The organism is Microbacterium aurum (assembly GCF_016907815.1).
In the GTDB taxonomy this organism is placed as follows: Bacteria; Actinomycetota; Actinomycetes; order Actinomycetales; family Microbacteriaceae; genus Microbacterium; species Microbacterium aurum.
On record NZ_JAFBCQ010000001.1, the window covers coordinates 1,593,993 to 1,610,151 of the forward strand.

The 16,159-nt window shown below is 66.8% G+C and carries 14 protein-coding genes; 6 read left to right on the top strand and 8 right to left on the bottom strand.

Going from position 1 to position 16,159, the window contains the following annotated elements; all coding sequences use genetic code 11:
• Nucleotides 1-17: 17 nt before the first annotated feature.
• The 3 genes from JOD60_RS08005 to JOD60_RS08015 all read right to left on the bottom strand — a co-directional run bounded on the left by JOD60_RS08005 (nucleotide 18) and on the right by JOD60_RS08015 (nucleotide 4,530).
• Entirely contained in the window at nucleotides 18-1,622 is a 1,605-nt protein-coding gene (locus JOD60_RS08005; RefSeq protein ID WP_157127896.1) for an N-6 DNA methylase, read from the bottom strand.
• A gap of 692 nt (nucleotides 1,623-2,314) precedes the next feature.
• Nucleotides 2,315-3,757, bottom strand: a complete 1,443-nt coding sequence (locus JOD60_RS08010) for an ADP-ribosylglycohydrolase family protein (protein ID WP_076690147.1) — start codon at nucleotides 3,755-3,757, stop codon at nucleotides 2,315-2,317.
• Nucleotides 3,757-4,530 (bottom strand): hypothetical protein, encoded by a 774-nt coding sequence (locus tag JOD60_RS08015; RefSeq protein ID WP_084201938.1) that lies wholly within the window; start codon nucleotides 4,528-4,530, stop codon nucleotides 3,757-3,759. The genes JOD60_RS08010 and JOD60_RS08015 overlap by 1 nt, the downstream gene beginning before the upstream one ends.
• Nucleotides 4,531-4,610: 80 nt before the next feature.
• Between JOD60_RS08015 and JOD60_RS08020 the strand changes: the two genes are divergently transcribed.
• The 4 genes from JOD60_RS08020 (at nucleotide 4,611) to JOD60_RS08035 (ending at nucleotide 7,834) form a co-directional block, all read left to right on the top strand.
• A complete protein-coding gene (locus tag JOD60_RS08020; protein ID WP_076692119.1) occupies nucleotides 4,611-5,243 on the top strand; it encodes an NUDIX hydrolase in 633 nt (210 codons plus the stop codon).
• 101 nt (nucleotides 5,244-5,344) lie between these two features.
• Nucleotides 5,345-6,373: a hypothetical protein gene (locus JOD60_RS08025; protein ID WP_076690148.1), complete on the top strand. Its 1,029-nt coding sequence runs from the start codon at nucleotides 5,345-5,347 to the stop codon at nucleotides 6,371-6,373.
• Between the two features lie 55 nt (nucleotides 6,374-6,428).
• Nucleotides 6,429-7,070, top strand: coding sequence for a hypothetical protein (locus tag JOD60_RS08030; protein ID WP_157127897.1), 642 nt, complete (start codon nucleotides 6,429-6,431; stop codon nucleotides 7,068-7,070).
• A 38-nt stretch (nucleotides 7,071-7,108) separates the two neighbouring features.
• Nucleotides 7,109-7,834 carry an NYN domain-containing protein gene (locus JOD60_RS08035; RefSeq protein WP_076690150.1) on the top strand — a complete coding sequence of 242 codons (726 nt, stop codon included), beginning with the start codon at nucleotides 7,109-7,111 and terminating at the stop codon, nucleotides 7,832-7,834.
• Nucleotides 7,835-7,957: 123 nt separating this feature from the next.
• Here JOD60_RS08035 and JOD60_RS08040 read toward each other — a convergent pair whose 3' ends face one another.
• Nucleotides 7,958-8,512 (bottom strand): J domain-containing protein, encoded by a 555-nt coding sequence (locus tag JOD60_RS08040; protein WP_076690151.1) that lies wholly within the window; start codon nucleotides 8,510-8,512, stop codon nucleotides 7,958-7,960.
• A complete protein-coding gene (locus tag JOD60_RS08045) occupies nucleotides 8,509-8,991 on the bottom strand; it encodes a hypothetical protein (protein ID WP_157127898.1) in 483 nt (160 codons plus the stop codon). The genes JOD60_RS08040 and JOD60_RS08045 overlap by 4 nt, the downstream gene beginning before the upstream one ends.
• A gap of 104 nt (nucleotides 8,992-9,095) precedes the next feature.
• Here JOD60_RS08045 and JOD60_RS08050 point away from each other — a divergent pair, with 104 nt between their 5' ends.
• Both JOD60_RS08050 and JOD60_RS08055 read left to right on the top strand, forming a co-directional pair.
• Complete coding sequence (locus JOD60_RS08050) at nucleotides 9,096-10,505, top strand: plasmid pRiA4b ORF-3 family protein (protein ID WP_076690153.1); 1,410 nt, start codon at nucleotides 9,096-9,098, stop codon at nucleotides 10,503-10,505.
• 135 nt (nucleotides 10,506-10,640) lie between these two features.
• Complete coding sequence (locus JOD60_RS08055; RefSeq protein WP_157127899.1) at nucleotides 10,641-10,943, top strand: DUF7668 domain-containing protein; 303 nt, start codon at nucleotides 10,641-10,643, stop codon at nucleotides 10,941-10,943.
• 427 nt (nucleotides 10,944-11,370) lie between these two features.
• Here the strand turns inward: JOD60_RS08055 and JOD60_RS08060 are convergent, their stop codons facing one another.
• Genes JOD60_RS08060 through JOD60_RS08070 form a run of 3 tightly spaced genes read right to left on the bottom strand, consistent with a single transcriptional unit; the run spans nucleotide 11,371 to nucleotide 16,141 of the window.
• Complete coding sequence (locus JOD60_RS08060) at nucleotides 11,371-14,367, bottom strand: alpha-mannosidase (protein ID WP_076690155.1); 2,997 nt, start codon at nucleotides 14,365-14,367, stop codon at nucleotides 11,371-11,373.
• 14 nt (nucleotides 14,368-14,381) lie between these two features.
• Nucleotides 14,382-15,212: a carbohydrate ABC transporter permease gene (locus JOD60_RS08065; RefSeq protein ID WP_232321724.1), complete on the bottom strand. Its 831-nt coding sequence runs from the start codon at nucleotides 15,210-15,212 to the stop codon at nucleotides 14,382-14,384.
• 11 nt (nucleotides 15,213-15,223) lie between these two features.
• Nucleotides 15,224-16,141, bottom strand: coding sequence for a carbohydrate ABC transporter permease (locus JOD60_RS08070; protein ID WP_076692120.1), 918 nt, complete (start codon nucleotides 16,139-16,141; stop codon nucleotides 15,224-15,226).
• Nucleotides 16,142-16,159: the final 18 nt, after the last annotated feature.

The following is a 16,159-nucleotide window of genomic DNA, read 5'->3' on the forward strand; positions in this document are numbered from 1 at the left end:
AGTCGCGCGCAGGATCGCTAGCGACGCACCTCCTCGAACATGTCAGACGCATAGACGTCAGAGAAGCTGAATGTGATGCCGCTCAAGAGTTCCTTATCAATCATGTCGACCAGCTGGCGTGGACGGCGCACGTTCTCGTTCTGTCGTCCAGCGTTGAGCTTCGTGACAAGATCGTTCGATTCGGATGCCTCGAGCGCGGCTACCACCGATCGGGTGGCTTTGAGTCCCGCGGGAAGGGGAAGCGACGAGAGAATTCGGATCGGAAGCGTTATCCCGCCGTCGAGGCAACGCCACCACCAGTAAGGGAGAGAACTGTTCAACAGAACGTACGCTCGCTCCATGTCGGCCTTGCTTCGGAAGTACAGGACGTGCTTGGAGCCACGATCGAGATCTCGTTTTGAAGCGGAGATGTAGTACCTAGGAGTCGACGCGACATGAAGCGCGAACGATGTCTGGGCACGGCACACGAGATCTCCGAGGGTCCGTGAACTCGTGCCGAGAGCATCCCATACGGCTTCGGTCCCCGGCATAACCTTTGCCCACTCGCCGCTTGGTCCCTTTCGCAGATCGACGAGGTAATTCCGCGCGTCTGCCCACATGCGGCTCCTTGAGCGCGACGCCCATCGAAGAATCGGAGTGAGGCGCCAGCCGACATCGGAGGGGGCGGACACCGTGATCGCGGCGCGTACGAAGTTGGTCCTAGACGTGTTCGTTGACCCGTATTTGTAACCGCGGAAGCAGGTGTCGGGGACGTTGTCGAAGACAAGCACATCTCCACCTGAACGTGCTTCGAGAAGCTCGCGCAACGGAGCGTACTTTGCTGCGCTCAAGTGCGATGCGGGCGTTACCGCAACGAAGCCCCTGGACTCTGCCGAGATGCGTTCGAGGAAGTAGGCGTACATCTCGCGCGTAGCGCGGGTTTTAAATCGCGTAATGGGTGCAGCGGCCCCGTAAGGTGGGTTGACCATTACGTAGTCGTGCGCCGGCAATGCCGCTGCGTCCAGAAAGTCGCGTGTCTGGCAGCGCGCGGCAAGCTTTGGGAGACACTCGTCATCGTGATCCGCTGCGAAGCTAGCCACTAGAAGAACCACGGCAGTGCGCAGAGCGATCGGGTCCAGGTCGACAAGCGTTAGGCGCATGGCGACGAACTCTGCAGGGTCTGACATTGAATCGGCGAGGTGCCACGACAGGTTTCCCACGCCGCAGCACGGATCTAGCCAATGTCCTTGGTCGAATCGCATGGCCTGGCGTGCCATATACGAAGCCACGTCGTCGGGGGTGAAATACTGCCCCTGCTGTCGGCGATCGTGGTGGTCCGAGAGCGCCACCAGCGCCTCGTAAACGACTCCAATCTCGCCGATGCTCATTCCCTGAAGCGGGCTCCCTATATCGAGTGGGTCTGCGCCGAGATGCTCGGCCAGCTGCCGGCCCAGATCTGGGCGGCTGTCGACCACTAGTCGCGCGACTGCACGCAACCAGTTGTGTCGTGTCTTTTCGGGCCGTTCATCGAGCAGGGACTGGATCGCGGCACCCACACTGCGCGTCGAGACCGAAGACCCACCAGACGGCATGCCTGATCGAGTGAGACCCGACCGGAGCGGGTGCAGCAGCGCGGTGCTCATCGATGGCTCCTCGATCGTGGCGTGCGGTAAAGCCTGGTCGGCTCACGTCAATTCTGGCTGCTTGCGCAGACATTGCCGGTCGCCGCGCCCGAAAGGACGGCCAGCCGACGAAGGCACTGAATGAGCCGACCCATTCTATGAGACGGAGGCGGCAGTCCTGACGGAGCCACAACGGAGGCGATGAGGAGGCAGAGCTCCCGGCTAGAGGATCATGTGGCGATGCGCGCAGGCGCTCGTGGTGAGCCCCGCCACTTGGAATCACAAACACCTGGATAGCGTGAAGAACGCTCGCATCCTGGCGCCATGCGCGCGGGCCTCCCGCGTGGGAGGCGAGGTGTCGACTCCAGAGGGATCCGACACGCCATCTCATACGGCTCAGTCTTTGCGACGTGCACATGGCCCTGCCCGACGGGCGTCGAAGCGCTCGAAACGTACAGCGCAGCAACCGGTTTGACCCGCGACCAGTTCGCTCTCCGTGGGTGCCGACCGATGACGTCAGCGAGCGTCCGCGACAGCGCGCTGTGCAGCCCCCACGCAGCGTCTGACTGACCGCGCCAGACGAACGCCCCGCTCGCGTACATACTCGTCAGCTCGATGATCGAGGTCTGCAGCTTCTGCCAGCTATCGACGGGCATGTCCCACGGCGCGAACAGTTCCGCGGCATCCGTACTCATCGTCACGCCGCGATCCTCTCATCCAGCGTCGACCGCCGCTGCACGACGCGCCAGACGCTCGACCGCGCTACGGAGGAACGGCTCCGGCGCGAACGCGGGCAGCGTGTCGCGCACATCCCTCCACGCCTGATCCAGTGGTACGCCGCGATGCCGTGCGCCGTACAGCGCGGACACCGCGGCCGTTCGGCTGCGCCCCTCGGCGCAGTGGAGGAACACGCGCTTGCCCTCGGCGCGAAGCGCGGCGACGACATCGGATGCCTCCGTCAGCACGAGATCGAGATTGTCGTTCCGCCCCTCCTGGTCGACCAGCCACACCTGTACGCTCTCGCACCTCGCGGGGACCTGAGCGCGTCCGACCCGGCACAGCGAAACGACAGCGTCGATCTCGGCGGGCAGGCGATCGAGCGCGGCGAGCGATCCGATCCAGGCACCGTCGTCGTGCGGATGCTGATACAGGTAGTCGCTGTGGGCGTACACCGTCGCCCGATCGGCCGCCGGCCAGCCCTCGCGGTCGGGCCGTCCGTGCCGAGCGGCGAGGCAGGCGAGTCGCGTCAACTCGTTCGCGTCGAACCCGGGCCACCCGTGCAGGCGACGCTTGAATGACAGCGGCAAGGCAGAACCGCCCCACACCGCGCCGGCGAGCGACCCCGCGATCGCCGCGACCGTGTCGGTGTCGCCACCACCGCGGACCGCGCGCTCGAGTGCATCACGCAGCGACGTGGCGCCTGCAATCGCCGCGAGGGCTGCCTGAAACGCCCGAACGACCCACCCGTTGCCCGACTGGAAGTCGCGCGGGTGTACGCCGTCTGCGGTCGCTTCGTCGATGAGGCGCTCCCAGCGGTCGCGGCGTTCCGCGGGCAACCACCGCAGCTGGGCGCGCACGTCGTACTTGCCAGTGAGGATCGCATGTCGGATCGCCAGACACCAGAGCGCGCACGCGTCGACGTTGTCGACCTCCCAATGGGTCAGCTGCGCGATCCTGCCTGCGGCCGCCGCGACTTCCTCCGGCGAGCGGTCGAGGTAGCCGAGGGCCACCGGACCGGTGCGCATGAGCGACCCGTTGCCACCGCTGCGGCCCGCCCGGTCATGCGCCGACTCGGCGGCGGAACGCGCGGCATCCTCATCTGCCCCCTCGTCGAGCCGACTGAGTACGGCGCGCGTCTGCGTGCCGACGTCCTTCGCCGTGCGCGACCAATCCTTCCAAGCGGCGACGATCTCGACGATCGACCCGCGGTCTTCGATAGTGCCACCTCGCGCGAGCACGCGGAGGATCGGCATCGCCATGCTGGTGTCATCGGTCCATTCGCCGAGGGCGTGACCGAAGCATCCGATGCCGAACTGCGGCGTGAGACTGTCAGACAGCGCCGGCCCGAACTCGTACTGTGAGCCGAGGGCATCGCCGGCGGCGGAAGCGAGGACGGCGCCGACGGCGCGATCGAGTTGCTGTGCGGAGAGGTGCATCAGTTGCCTGCTTTCTGCGGGGTGAGGAGTCGGCGCGCGCGACGGTAGCGTCGCTGAAGTCGATCGCGGGTGTCGGTGTCGACGGCGTCGAGCCGGTCGCGTCGCGAGCGGTCGTCGAGGTCGGCGAGCTTGATGGCACGAGCGAGCGGGTTGCTCAGGATTCGCTCGTAGTACTGCGGGTCGTCCATGCCCCTGCCGCGCGTGAGCAGGTCGACGACGTGCACGATGGCGTGATGGATGCCGGCGGCCTCGAGCTCTGCCGAGCTCAGGCGCCGGTGCGCTCCGACATCGTGCAGCCAGGCCGCCGCGTGCGCGAGCGGGTAGGCGGTCGGATCGAAGCGGGCGGCCACGCGGGCCACATGCGCGATGAACGGTGCGCCGTCGCGGTCGACCTGCCCGCGGTGAGCGAGCTGGGCGAGACCGCGTGCGAGTACGGTCTGCGCGGATCCATCGAACGGGGCGGTCGACAGCTCGGTTCCCGTCGGCGTCTCCGGTAGGGCAAGGATCTTCTGCGTCACCTCGTCGACGGCGGGGTACTCGGTCCGCTCGTAGAAGAACTGCCACATGCCGTTCACCGGGGCGGAGCCGTGGTACGTGTACACGGCGTGCGGGTGCTCGTCGGCGGGCTGCCCCAGAGGCAGACTCAGGGACGAGTTCGTGAACGGCTTCCCGATATCGGGGAGGTCACCGTACTTAGCGCCGTCGAGCGGCCCCCCGAACAGTTGGCAGGGAACCGTTCCCCTGATCTCATCGCCCATATCGATCATCTCCATTTAGCTCGCGTTCGATCTAAATGGAGTATGGCGTGGGGCTCCGACATTGCGCAATAGTGCGCTAAATTGAGGTCGTGGACATGCGGCCCGACAGCACTGGCAGGCGACTCGAAGATTACCCGCGCCCGTCCGTCGCGGTCGACACCGCGGTTCTGACCGTCGTCGAGGGAGGGCTCGCCGCTGTCCTCGTTCGCGCGCAGGGCGATCGAGCCGAGTGGCGATTGCCGGGGACCTTTCTGCATGAGGGGGAGCGGCTGCGGGATGCGGTCATGCGCTCGTTGCGCGCCAAGGCCGGCATCAGTGGGCTGCGGCCCCGCCAGCTGCACGTGTTCGACTCGCCTGCGCGCGATGATCGCGGATGGGTGCTCTCTGTCGCGCACGTCGACGTCGTCCGGGTGGAGCGGCTCCCGGCATCCGAGAATCTGCGGTTGACGCCGATCAGCCGATTGCCCGCGCTGAAGTACGACCATCGCGAGATCGTCGGGTTCGCCGTGGATGCCGTGCGCGCCGATTACCTCACTGCGCCGGACCCCGCGGATCTGCTGGAGTCGCCCTTCACGATCCGCCAGCTCCGGCTCCTTCACGAGGCCGTGCTGGGGGAGTCGCTCGTGCCTGACACGTTCCGACGCGCGATGCTGCCGCACTTGCGCGCCACCGGCCGCGTGCGCGCGGAGGGCAGGGGGAGGCCGGCGGAGCTGTTCGAGCGGGGATGAGCCCGGCGGCGTGTTGCGCCCGGCGCACGCGTCCGCGCTCGATCACAATGTGCTCGCTCGCCTGCCCCGCTGCCGGGTCCGTCAGGTGGCAGGATGAGCGCGTGACTGCCTCGCTCATCTACACGACGGAGCCCCTGGCGACTCGCGCGCTCGCCGCCGAGATCCGCCACGATCACACGCGTTTCGTCGCTGCCTTGTCGCTCATCATCGGCGACCGTCAGGTCGGGCGATTCGTCGATGTCAGCGCAGAGCACGGCGATCAGAAGATCGACGTCGCACTCACATTCGCGGACCCCGACTATGTCATCGGCATCGAGGCCAAGTTCGACCACACGCTGACCGAGGATCAGGTCGCCCGCGAGCTGAGTGTCGCGGACCAGCTCGTCGTGCTGCTGCTGGACCGGTCGCACGCTCCAGAGTGGGTGGCGAACAGGGATCGCGTCAGCGTCATGACCTGGCGCGAGGCGCTCTCATGTTTCCCCGATTCCCGCCTCACACTCGCAGAGGTCCAGGCTGCACGCGCCGGCAAGAGTGTGGTCGAAGCGCGCCTGCGGCAGCTGATCGATCCGGCCCGACAGCGGCTCGGCGACGGGTGGCGCATTGACAGTAATCGGGGCGGCTCGGGGATGCCGGCGATCAACTTCTACTCGCCAGAGTTCGCCGGCGAACAGCTCCGCGCCGTGCTTCAAGTCGCTCAGCGTGCCATGCCGCCCGCGGGTGAGCCGGTGCCCCTGCGCTTCAGCGTGGGAATCAGCGTGCGCGCCGACAACAAGAGCTATCCGCGGGACGCTCGTGCCACACCGCCGTGGGTCGACGCCGTGCGGCGGTTGCAGACCGAAGTCATCGGTGACCGGGTCGAAGAGCTGCATCTCAGCACCCGGCGTCCGAGCTCCGCGCACGTCAACCCGAAGACCAAGAACGGGCGCGCACACGCCCGCAAACTCGCGATCGTTGACCACCACTTCGCAGACAGCGAGAGGTGGCTGACCACCGGCTACATCGACTGGATCGTCGGCCCGGCATCCCAACGGATGCCGTTGGAGCAGATCGACGTGCTGGCGGAGTCGCTCGTCACGATCCTCGACGAGTGGTACCGCGTCGAGGTGGCGGCACAGCCTAACTCGCACTGATCGACCGGACCCCGACTCGGTGCCGATCCTGTGTCCCCGGTCTCCCATAGTCTCGATGGGGCGGGTTCGCCGACGTGATCATCTGGGGAGTTCTGTGAATAGTCGTCTCGTCGTTCTGTCGTTCATTGCGGTGGCCGCGCTCGCGCTGGGCGGCTGCTCCGCCGCCACCGTGCAGAGCCCCGCTGGGGCCTCGTCCTCGGCTCCGGCGATTGAGGTCGAAGAAGCCGTCACGACCGTTGATGTCCGCATCGCGCGCTCCCTGTTTGATCAGGACGACGCGCTCACAGACGAGCAGATCGTCGCCGCCGCGCGCGAGAAGGGCATCGCGGCGACTGTCGACGGCGACACGGTCGTGTACTCGATGACACCGGCGCAGCAAGCGGAGATGCTGGAGCAGATGCGGTCGTCGGCCCGGGATACCGCGGACGACCTGGTCGCGGATGAGACGAACGCTGTGACCGCCGTCGATTTCGACGAGGCGATGACATCGTTCACCGTCTCCGTCGATGGGGCCCGCTACGGCATGCTCCAGAGTCTGCTCGCGCTTGGCTTCTATCTGCAGGGTGCCCTGTTCCAGCAGTTCAACGGAGTCGGTGCGGACGATATCGATGTGGTGGTGAGCTTCGTCGACGACGCGACCGGCGAGGTGCTCGACACCGGCTCCTACCAGGAGATGCGCAAGAACCTCCAGCAGTAACGTCCGGCCGCTCGCTCTCTCCCTGCCATGCTTGACCAATGACCCAACCCGCTGACCTGCTTGCGGTTCTGATCGACGCCGACAACGTCTCGGCGTCCAAGATCGACGCGGTGCTCTCGGAGGTCGCCCGCTTCGGCACGGCATCGGTCAAGCGCATCTACGGCGATTGGACGAACACGCAGCTGAGCACGTGGAAGCAAGCGGCCAGCGAGCATGTCATCCAGCCAGTGCAGCAGTTCGCGAACACCGTCGGCAAGAATGCGACGGACAGCGCGCTGATCATCGACGCGATGGATCTGCTCTACACGCGTAGGTTCAGCGGATTCTGCATCGTCTCGTCCGACAGCGACTTCACCCGGCTCGCGACGCGCATCCGCGAGGAGGGCGTCACGGTGCACGGGTTCGGAGAGCGCAAGACGCCGGCGGCGTTTCGCAACGCGTGCGATACGTTCACGTATCTCGACGTTCTGCAGGAGCCTCAGGCCGAGCCGACCGTGGCGGCTCCGGCGCGCAAGCCAACGCCGGAACTCCGTCAAGACACCAAGCTCGTGTCAGGCCTGCGCACATGCATCACAACAGCATCCGGCGAGGACGGCTGGGCGAACCTGGCAGTTGTCGGCTCTCTCATGCGTAAGCAGCAGCCCGACTTCGATTCCCGCAACTGGGGCTACGCCAAGCTCTCCGACCTCGTGAAGGCGATCGGGCTGTTCGTCATAGAGCCCCGTCCGGGCGGCGGCATGCAGATTCGGAACAAGGCGAAGTAGCGGGATGCTGACTACGGCGCCGATGTCATTCGCATCCTTCACCAGCGGATGGATTCGACGCGACACCTTTAGTGCGCGCTGAGATCGCTGCGGACGGTGCGTCGCTGCTTTCTCGTCTGCCAGTTACAGCACGTAGACGGCGACGTAGGTGCTGCCGACGATCAGCGCAACCAGCGCGCCGACCGTGGACCACGCGACGACGCGTGGCCAATCGATCCAGCGGCGCGTGCGCTTTCCGGGGCCGAAGCCCTCGGCATCCGACGCCCTCACGAAGTCTTCGAAGCGGATCGTGACGCGCGGCGCCTCTGAGCGTGGACGGGACTCGCTCGTGCGAGGGCGGGCGCGCTCGCGCTGAGGTGAGGGAGCGGTCGCCGTGCGGGGTTGGTCGCCGCCCGGCGCGGTCGTCGGAGTGGTGCGCGGCGGGGCATCAGAGCGCGTCGTCGTCCCGCCGGCGGGCGACGTGCCGCGTGCGGCGTCGCTCGTGAACTTCACGAGGATGTCGTGTGCCTGGCGAGCGAGGTCGAACTCGCGGCCGAGCTGTCGGCGGCGAGCCTCAGTCTCCGACGGATGCCGATCCGGATGCACTTCGCGAGCGCGCCGACGGAACGCGTCCCGGATCTCGGCCACGCTCGCACCGCGGTCCACGCCGAGGGTCTCCCGCGCCTCGTCGAGTGTCACGAGGCATCCACGAGGTATCGCTGATACTCGCGCGCCAACCGCTCGTTCCGCGCGCGCTCAGCGCCCGCCGTCACGTGGGTCAGCAGCTCCGTCGTCATGCGTCGCTTCTTCACCTCGTGCACGATGAGGCACGCCAACGCGAGCAATGCGAAGGCGACGCCCGCCACCCTGAGCACGGGAAGATGCGCGAGGAAAGCCGTGACGAACGTCGCCGTGGCGGCGAAGCTGGCGATGTTGAACGACCGCATCCACCCCTGCAGCGGCGCGTAATACTTGCGCGCCGCAATGTCCCACGTCTTGTTGGTCGTCCAGAACCGCCAGCCCTTCGGCGCAGGCCTCAGCCCGGGCACCGGTGTCCAGCCCTCCGGCGGCTGCCAGAAGGTGTTCGCGCGGATCCAGCGGTCGGTGGGCGTGGGCCAGCCGCGGGGCGTCAGAAAGTCGCCACGCACGCCGGCGACACGGATTCGTCGGGGGGTCACGAATCGGTCCTTCAGTGTCGGTTGATGCTGATCAGCAGAGTAGCGGGATGCGGGGGCCCGGTCGGTGACGCGGGCGGTATTGCCGGGTCGATACGGTGGATCCCATGCCCACGCCGCGCCGCCGCATGCTCCGCCTCCGTGTGACGATCCAGGGGATCGAGCCGGAGATCTGGCGGACAGTCGACGTCGACGAGAGCCTGTCGCTCGCCGACCTGCACCGCGTTCTGCAAGAGGTGTTCGCCTGGCGGAGCTCGCACCTTCACCGCTTCAGCGACGGCGATCCGTGGGCGCGGGAGAACGGCATCCCGCGCATCGGACGCCGGCCTCGCGCGTGGACCGACGCGTGGTCGCTGGCCGAGAGCGACATCGAGGGCGAGGTCGAGGGCGAGGAGGACGAGGCCGACACGACGATCGGCGACGCGATGCGCGATGGCGGGCCGCTCTGGTACGTCTACGACCTGGGCGACGACTGGGTGCACCGCATCGAGCTCATCGACCGCGACAACGCGCGGCCCGGAGAACCACGTGCGAGCCTGGTGATCGGCGAGCGACGCGCGCCGTTCGAAGATTGCGGTGGCATCACCGGGTACTCGGAGACCCTTGAGATCCTCGCCCAGCCCGCCCACCCCGACCATGCCTCGACGGCGAGGTGGGTCCGATCAGCGGTCGGACCGTGGGGGAGCACAGACCCTGACGACGCCGACCTCGACGGTGCCAACGCCGAACTCGGCATCCTCTTCGGCGACGGCGTCGACGACCTGTCGGGACTGGTGAGCGACGCGCCCAAGCTTGCCGCCGACGCGCCCGTGGCGACGTTCGCCGCGTGGCTGTGGCCGGGATCTCGCTCCGAGTTGCGCCGCCACCTGCGCCGCACGGACCTCCTGACGAGTGAGCCTCTTCCCGACGTGGTCGCCGAGATCATCCGCCCGTACGCGTGGCTGATCGACCGGATCGGCGCGGACGGTCTGACGCTGACGAAAGCAGGGTGGATGCCGCCGGCCGCCGTTCTCGAAGGGATGACGGAGCTTGGGTGGCGCGACGAGTGGATCGGCGAGGCGAACCGCGAAGACCTCACGATCCCGATGCGCCACCTCCGGGAAGCCGCGGAACGGCTGCGTCTCATCCGCAAGGTGAAAGGCCGTCTCGAGGTCGTGGCCCGCGTCCGTCCGGCGATCGGGAACCCTGCCCTGCTCGGCGAGCACGTCGGGCGGATGCTGCTGCGCCAGCGGATGACGGATGTCGAGCGCGCCGCCTGCGTCAGCGTCGCGATCGCGCTGGCCGACGGATCGGTGAGCACACGTGATGATGCCGAGGAGCATGCCGCGTGGATCCTGAGCGACCTCGGCTACGTTCAGGCGGACGGCGGCATGGTCGACCGTCGTTCCGGTGCCGCGGTCATCGCGCCGCTGACGACCGCGCTCCAGCCGGTCGGTCTGTGGCGTTGGGGCTACCGGCGTCGTGATGTTGCGGCATCCGACGCGCATCGCGTGCTCGCCCGGCTTGCCTTGCGGTGAGCGAGGGGCATCCGAAGCCGCGGCCGGGCGGTGCCTTTCGGGGGCGCGTGATCTCGCCGACGTGCCGTCGAGAGACGCGGTGCGCGTCACGGACGCGCTTTCGCTCATCGGACGCGTCGACCGTAAGGATTGACTATGGCTGCGATTCCGAGGGCAGTTCGCCCGGCCGTGCGGCACGAGCTGGATGCGCTGGTAGCCGGGGAAAGACCCGAGCTGCTGTACTGGGTACGGCGATACGGGACGCGAGGAACTTCGCTCGTGCGTCAGCCGGAGTCAATCTGGGATCACCCATTCACCGACTTCCTGGTTCGCGAAGACGGCTCCTGCTATGGCGCGGCGCCGTTGTGGACGGTTGACGAGTCGCCGAGCGATCTCAGCGTCGAGTTTGAGATCAGCGCTGACGGAACGGTGCTTCTCACCAACGTGCACGTCATGTAGCCCCGCCGTCTGCGAGCGATCGGCGACCGCCATCTAACGCGGTTCAGTCGTCCGGATGCTGGCTCTGATCCTCCAGGTCGGGCTCGGCGCGCAGGACGAACACCTCCAACCCTGGAGCTAATGAGACATAGGCTCCTCTGCTGCGCCTACCCGCCGAGGTTGCCCTCGGCTTTGATCAGAAGAACTGGCGCGGCAACTGGTTGCCCTTCGTTGTCTACGCAGCGGAGCTTGGCTTCGCCTATGTTGGCGACGAGTTCTGGCTGACCTTCGAGTCCAGCACCCCACGGTGGCACGTCTATGGTGACCGGGCGCGCATCCGCATGTGGTTTCAGCGATTCGCCAACGAGTACGGCGGTGCTTCGTCGCACAGACCGAACCACCCCAGCCCGACACGAGGGGCTAGTGGGCGCATCGGGCCCTGTCACGCTTACGGGCGGCGAACGCGGAGGGTCACGAGCTCGAACGCACGCAGCGTTAGGTGGATACCGTCGCCCTGGCGTAGTGGAGTTGTGTCGCTGAGCTCCCGCTCCAGCAGGTCCGTTCGCACCGCGTCGAGCCATTCGAAGCCGGGGGTGAGCACAGCTGTGCGGTGCGAACCACAGGCTTCGTAGAGCCGCACGATCACGTCCCCGGAGCGATCGTCGGCGAGCTTCACAGCCTCGATCACAACTCCCGAGTCATCGCTCGTGATCGCGGCTGCGACAGTAGCTGATCCCCGCACCGGCATCAGCGGAAGATTCAGGCGGAATCCGGCGTCTATGGCGTCCGGTATCGACGCGGCGGGGAGCACGCTCACACGAAACGTGTGTGACCCTTGGTCGGCCTTGGGGTCGGGGAACAGAGGCGCGCGGACAAGTGTCACGCGCGCCACGGTCTGACCGCCGCCGTCGCTCCCGCCGTCGCGATACACGTCGTGTCCGTAGCTGGCGTCGTTGGCGATAGCGACGCCGTAGTCGCCTTCGCGCAAACGGATCCAACGGTGTGCCACCGTTTCGAATCGCGCGGCATCCCAAGACGTGTTCCCGTGCACCGGACGGGACAGGTGCCCGAACTGGATCTCCGATTCGGCTGAACCCGCGCGCAGAGCGAGCGGGAAAGCGAGCTTGAGCATCTTCTGCCGCTCCCGCCAGTCGACGTCGACCGTGATGTCGAGTGCGCCGGTCGTGACGTCGATGCGGAAGGTCTGCCGAACGCGGCTTGCACCTACGGTTCGACGGACGACGAGCTCCGCTCCTTCGACGGTGATGTCATCGACATCCACGAGCTCTGTGACGAGCGTCCGGTCTTCTGAGTCGATGTTCCACGCGTCCCACTCTCGCGGGGTGTCCCGGACGAGTTGCAGCGCGGCGGTGACACCGCCCGGAAGGACCAGTTCGCGCTCGGACACCTTGTCGCGGATCCGTGTGACCCGTCCCGTCCCGTCGATGCGCCAGTTGGTCCGCGCGTGCTGAACCTCCCATCCGTCGCCTACGTGCTGCCACAGCAGGTCTTCGTCCACCGCGGTGTGCGATACAGAGAGTGCTGGCGCTCCGGCGATGGCGACGGGCGCCGCGTTGGCGGTCAGCGTGAGCGCGCCCTCGCCGGTGAGCGTGTCCAGCGCCGCGGTGATGAGCGCGCTGAGGTCGTGTTCTACCTGCGCATAGGTGCGCTCGGCCTCCTGATGCACCCAGGCGATCGAGGTGCCCGGCAGGATGTCGTGGAATTGGTGGAGGAGCACCGTCCGCCAGAGTCGACCCAGGTCGTCGTACGGGTATGGGTCACCGCGATGCACCGTGGCGAGAGTGCACCACAGCTCTGCGGCGCGCAGGAGATGCTCACTGCGCCGATTGCCGCGCTTCGTGCGCGCCTGCGCACTGTAGGCGCCGCGGTGATACTCGAGATACAGCTCCCCTTCCCACACCGGAGGGGACGGGTACTCGGCTTCGGCGTCCGTGAAGAACCGTTCGGGCGACCCGAGACGCACGCGCGGGGACCCCTCCAGGTTGGCCGTCCGGCGAGCGGCCGCGATCATCTCGCGGGTGGGGCCGCCACCACCGTCTCCCCAGCCGAAGGGCACGAGGGAGTGGGATGCCGCCGCCTTCTCGGCGAACTGCCGCTCAGCGCGGGCAAGCTCAGCGGCGGAGAGTTCCGCGTTGTAGGTGTCGACAGGTGGAAAGTGGGTGAACACGCGGGTCCCGTCGATCCCCTCCCAGAGGAACGTGTGATGCGGCATCCGATTCGTTTCGTTCCACGAGATCTTCTGCGTCAGGAACCAGCGCGATCCTGCCGCGCCGATGATCTGGGGCAACGCCGCCGAGTAACCGAAGGAGTCGGGCAGCCACACGTCGAGCGGTTCCACCCCGAACTCCTCGATGAAAAACCGCTTCCCCTCGATGAACTGGCGGGCGAGCGCCTCTGAGCCCGGCATGTTGGTGTCGGACTCAACCCACATACCGCCGGCTGGGACGAACTGTCCGCCCCGCACGGCGGCACGGATCCGGTCGAAGAGCTCAGGGTAGTGGTCCTTGATCCAGGCGTACTGCTGTGCGGACGAGGCCGTGAAGACGAAGTCGGGCTCGCGCGCGGCGAGATCGAGGACGTTCGAGAAGGTTCGCGCGACCTTACGGACGGTCTCGCGGATCGGCCACAGCCAAGCGGAGTCGATGTGCGCATGCCCGACCGCCGTGACCGTGTGAGACGTCGCGGATGCCGGTGCCGCAAGCACCGCGGCCAGTTCGGAGCGCGCGGCCGGCGCCGTGCCGGCGACGTCGTCCGGGTCGAGCGCGTCGACGGCGCGGCCGAGCGCGGCGATGACGCGAGCGTGTCGCGTGCGATCTGGTTCGAGTTCATCGACGAGTCCGCGCAACGTCCATACGTCCTGGGCGAGCTCCCACACGTTCAGATCGCGCAGCCCCACCTCCATGCGGTCAAGGCGGTAGATCGGCTCGGTCCCCGCTGTGGCGGGATCTCCCAATGGTGTGGGGGCGAAGGTGAAGGTACCGGCGACGCTGGGATTGCTGGCCGCTTCGATGTAGAGGTCGATGGAGTCGTCGGGCAGGGGGACAGTTGCGTTGCGCGGTTCGATCGCCTTGACGATCGAACCGTCCGGGTGGAACACCAGCGCTTCGGCTTGGAATCCCGGTGCGGACTCATCGAACCCCAGATCGACGACCAGCTCGACGGCGGTACCCGGCAGCTCCCGCCAGGCCGCGGGAACCTGTCCGGTCACGTGGAACCAGACGGTCCCCCAGGGGCGCCCCCAGCGCGCCCCCGGGGAGATCGGTGCGAAGGTGTTGTCCACGGCGGCAGAGAACGGCGTCGGCTCACCGGGAACCTCCCAAGCGGTGATCTCGACGGGGGCGATCGCTCGGTAGAGGTGCGGGCCGATGCGGTCGCGGAACAGCCGATCGATGCGCTGGAGGGACAGAACGTCGTTGTTGTGCATGTGTGGCCTTCCGATCAGCCTTTCACCGCGCCGGACAGGGCGAATGTGCCGCCCAGCCCGCGGGTGACCAGGAGGTAGAGCCCCAGGACCGGGACGGAGTACAGGAGTGAGTAGGCGGCGAGGCGGCCGTACGCGACAGTTCCGTACTGGCCGAAGAAGGAGTAGATGGACACGGCGGCGGGCTGCCACTCCGGTGAGTAGAGCAGGACGAAGGGCACAAAGAAGTTTCCCCAGGCCTGCAGGAACACGAAAACGAAGACAACGCTGAGGGCGGGGCGCATAAGGGGGACGACGATGGTCGCGAGTGCCTTCATTGCGCTAGCGCCGTCCACCCACGCGGCTTCTTCCAGGCTCGTCGGCACTGAGTCCATGAAGTTCTTGGTCATCCACAGCGCCATCGGCAGGGAGCTGGCCGCCAGGAACAGCGCCACCGCCCAGGGCTGGTTGATCAGCCGAAGCTGCACGAACAGGCTGTATACGGGCACCATAATCGCGGTGATGGGGAGGCAGCTCGCGAACAGGATGCCGTACAGGAAAGGTCCGTTCAGGCGGGAGCGATAGCGGGAGAGCGGATAGGCAGCCAGGACCGAGAGGACCACCGTGACCACGCCGGCTCCGGTCGACAGCAGCAGGCTGTTCAACAGTGGGATAAGAGTCAGGCTCGGTGTGAGCACTGCGGTGAAGTTGTCGAATGTGGGCTGGGTGGGAAGCTTCACCTGATAGCTGGCGGCCGGGTCGATCGATGCCAGGACCACCCAGGCCAGCGGGAGGGTGAAGACTGCTCCGACCACAACCAAGGTGACGTTCGCCCAGAGCCGGCCGGCGCTGCGGCGTGGAGAAGCCATGCTCGTGACCGTCATTCCCGGTCACCGCTTCGGCGTAGGGACAGCACGTAGCCGACCGAGAAGACGGCGCCCAACAGGAGCATGACCACGGCGATGGCGTTCCCGTAGCCGATGTCGCCGAAGGAGAAGGCCTCTGTATACGCGAAGACGGGGAGCGTCGTCGAGAGCTTCCCGGGGCCGCCCTTTGTCATCACCCAGATCAGGGTAAAGACGGAGAGAGTCTGCAAGGTCGTGAGCAGGAGGTTCGTGAAGATGGTGCTCTTGATCATCGGCAACGTGATGAACCGCAGCCGCTGCCAAGCGCCGGCACCGTCGAGCATGGCCGACTCGGTCACTTCTGGTGGCACATCGTCGAGCGCTGCGCGGTAGATCATCATAGAGAAGGCCGTCCCTCGCCACGTATTGGCGAGGATGATCGACAGCAGCGGTAGCGAGTACAGCCAGTTGGGTCCCTCGATGCCCACGCCCGCGAGCAGCGCGTTGAGGGTGCCGTCGGCGGACAGGAACGCGTAGCTAACGAAAGCGGCGACGATCTCCGGCAGCACCCATGCCGTTACGACGAGAACGCCGACCACTCCGCTGAGCCCCCGGCTGCCGACGCGAAAGAGCACAGCGAGCAGCATTCCCACGACGTTCTGACCGACGATCGCTGATCCGACCACAAACGCGACCGTGATCCCGATCGACAGCGGCAGCACGGGGTCGGCGAACAGCCGCGCGTAGTTGTCCAGCCCGACGAACTGTGGGTTCGCGGCGCCGGGACCGGTCAGTGCGCGATCACTGAGCGACCCGAGAAGCGCCCAGACAATGGGGCCGGCCAAGAAGACCAGCAGGAGGAGCACCGCAGGAAGAATCGGAAGTGCCCGCATCGGCGTGGCGCGGTCGCCACGTCCGCGGCGTCGGCGTTGCGGCGCCGCGGACGACTCCATCGTGAGGACGGACATTCG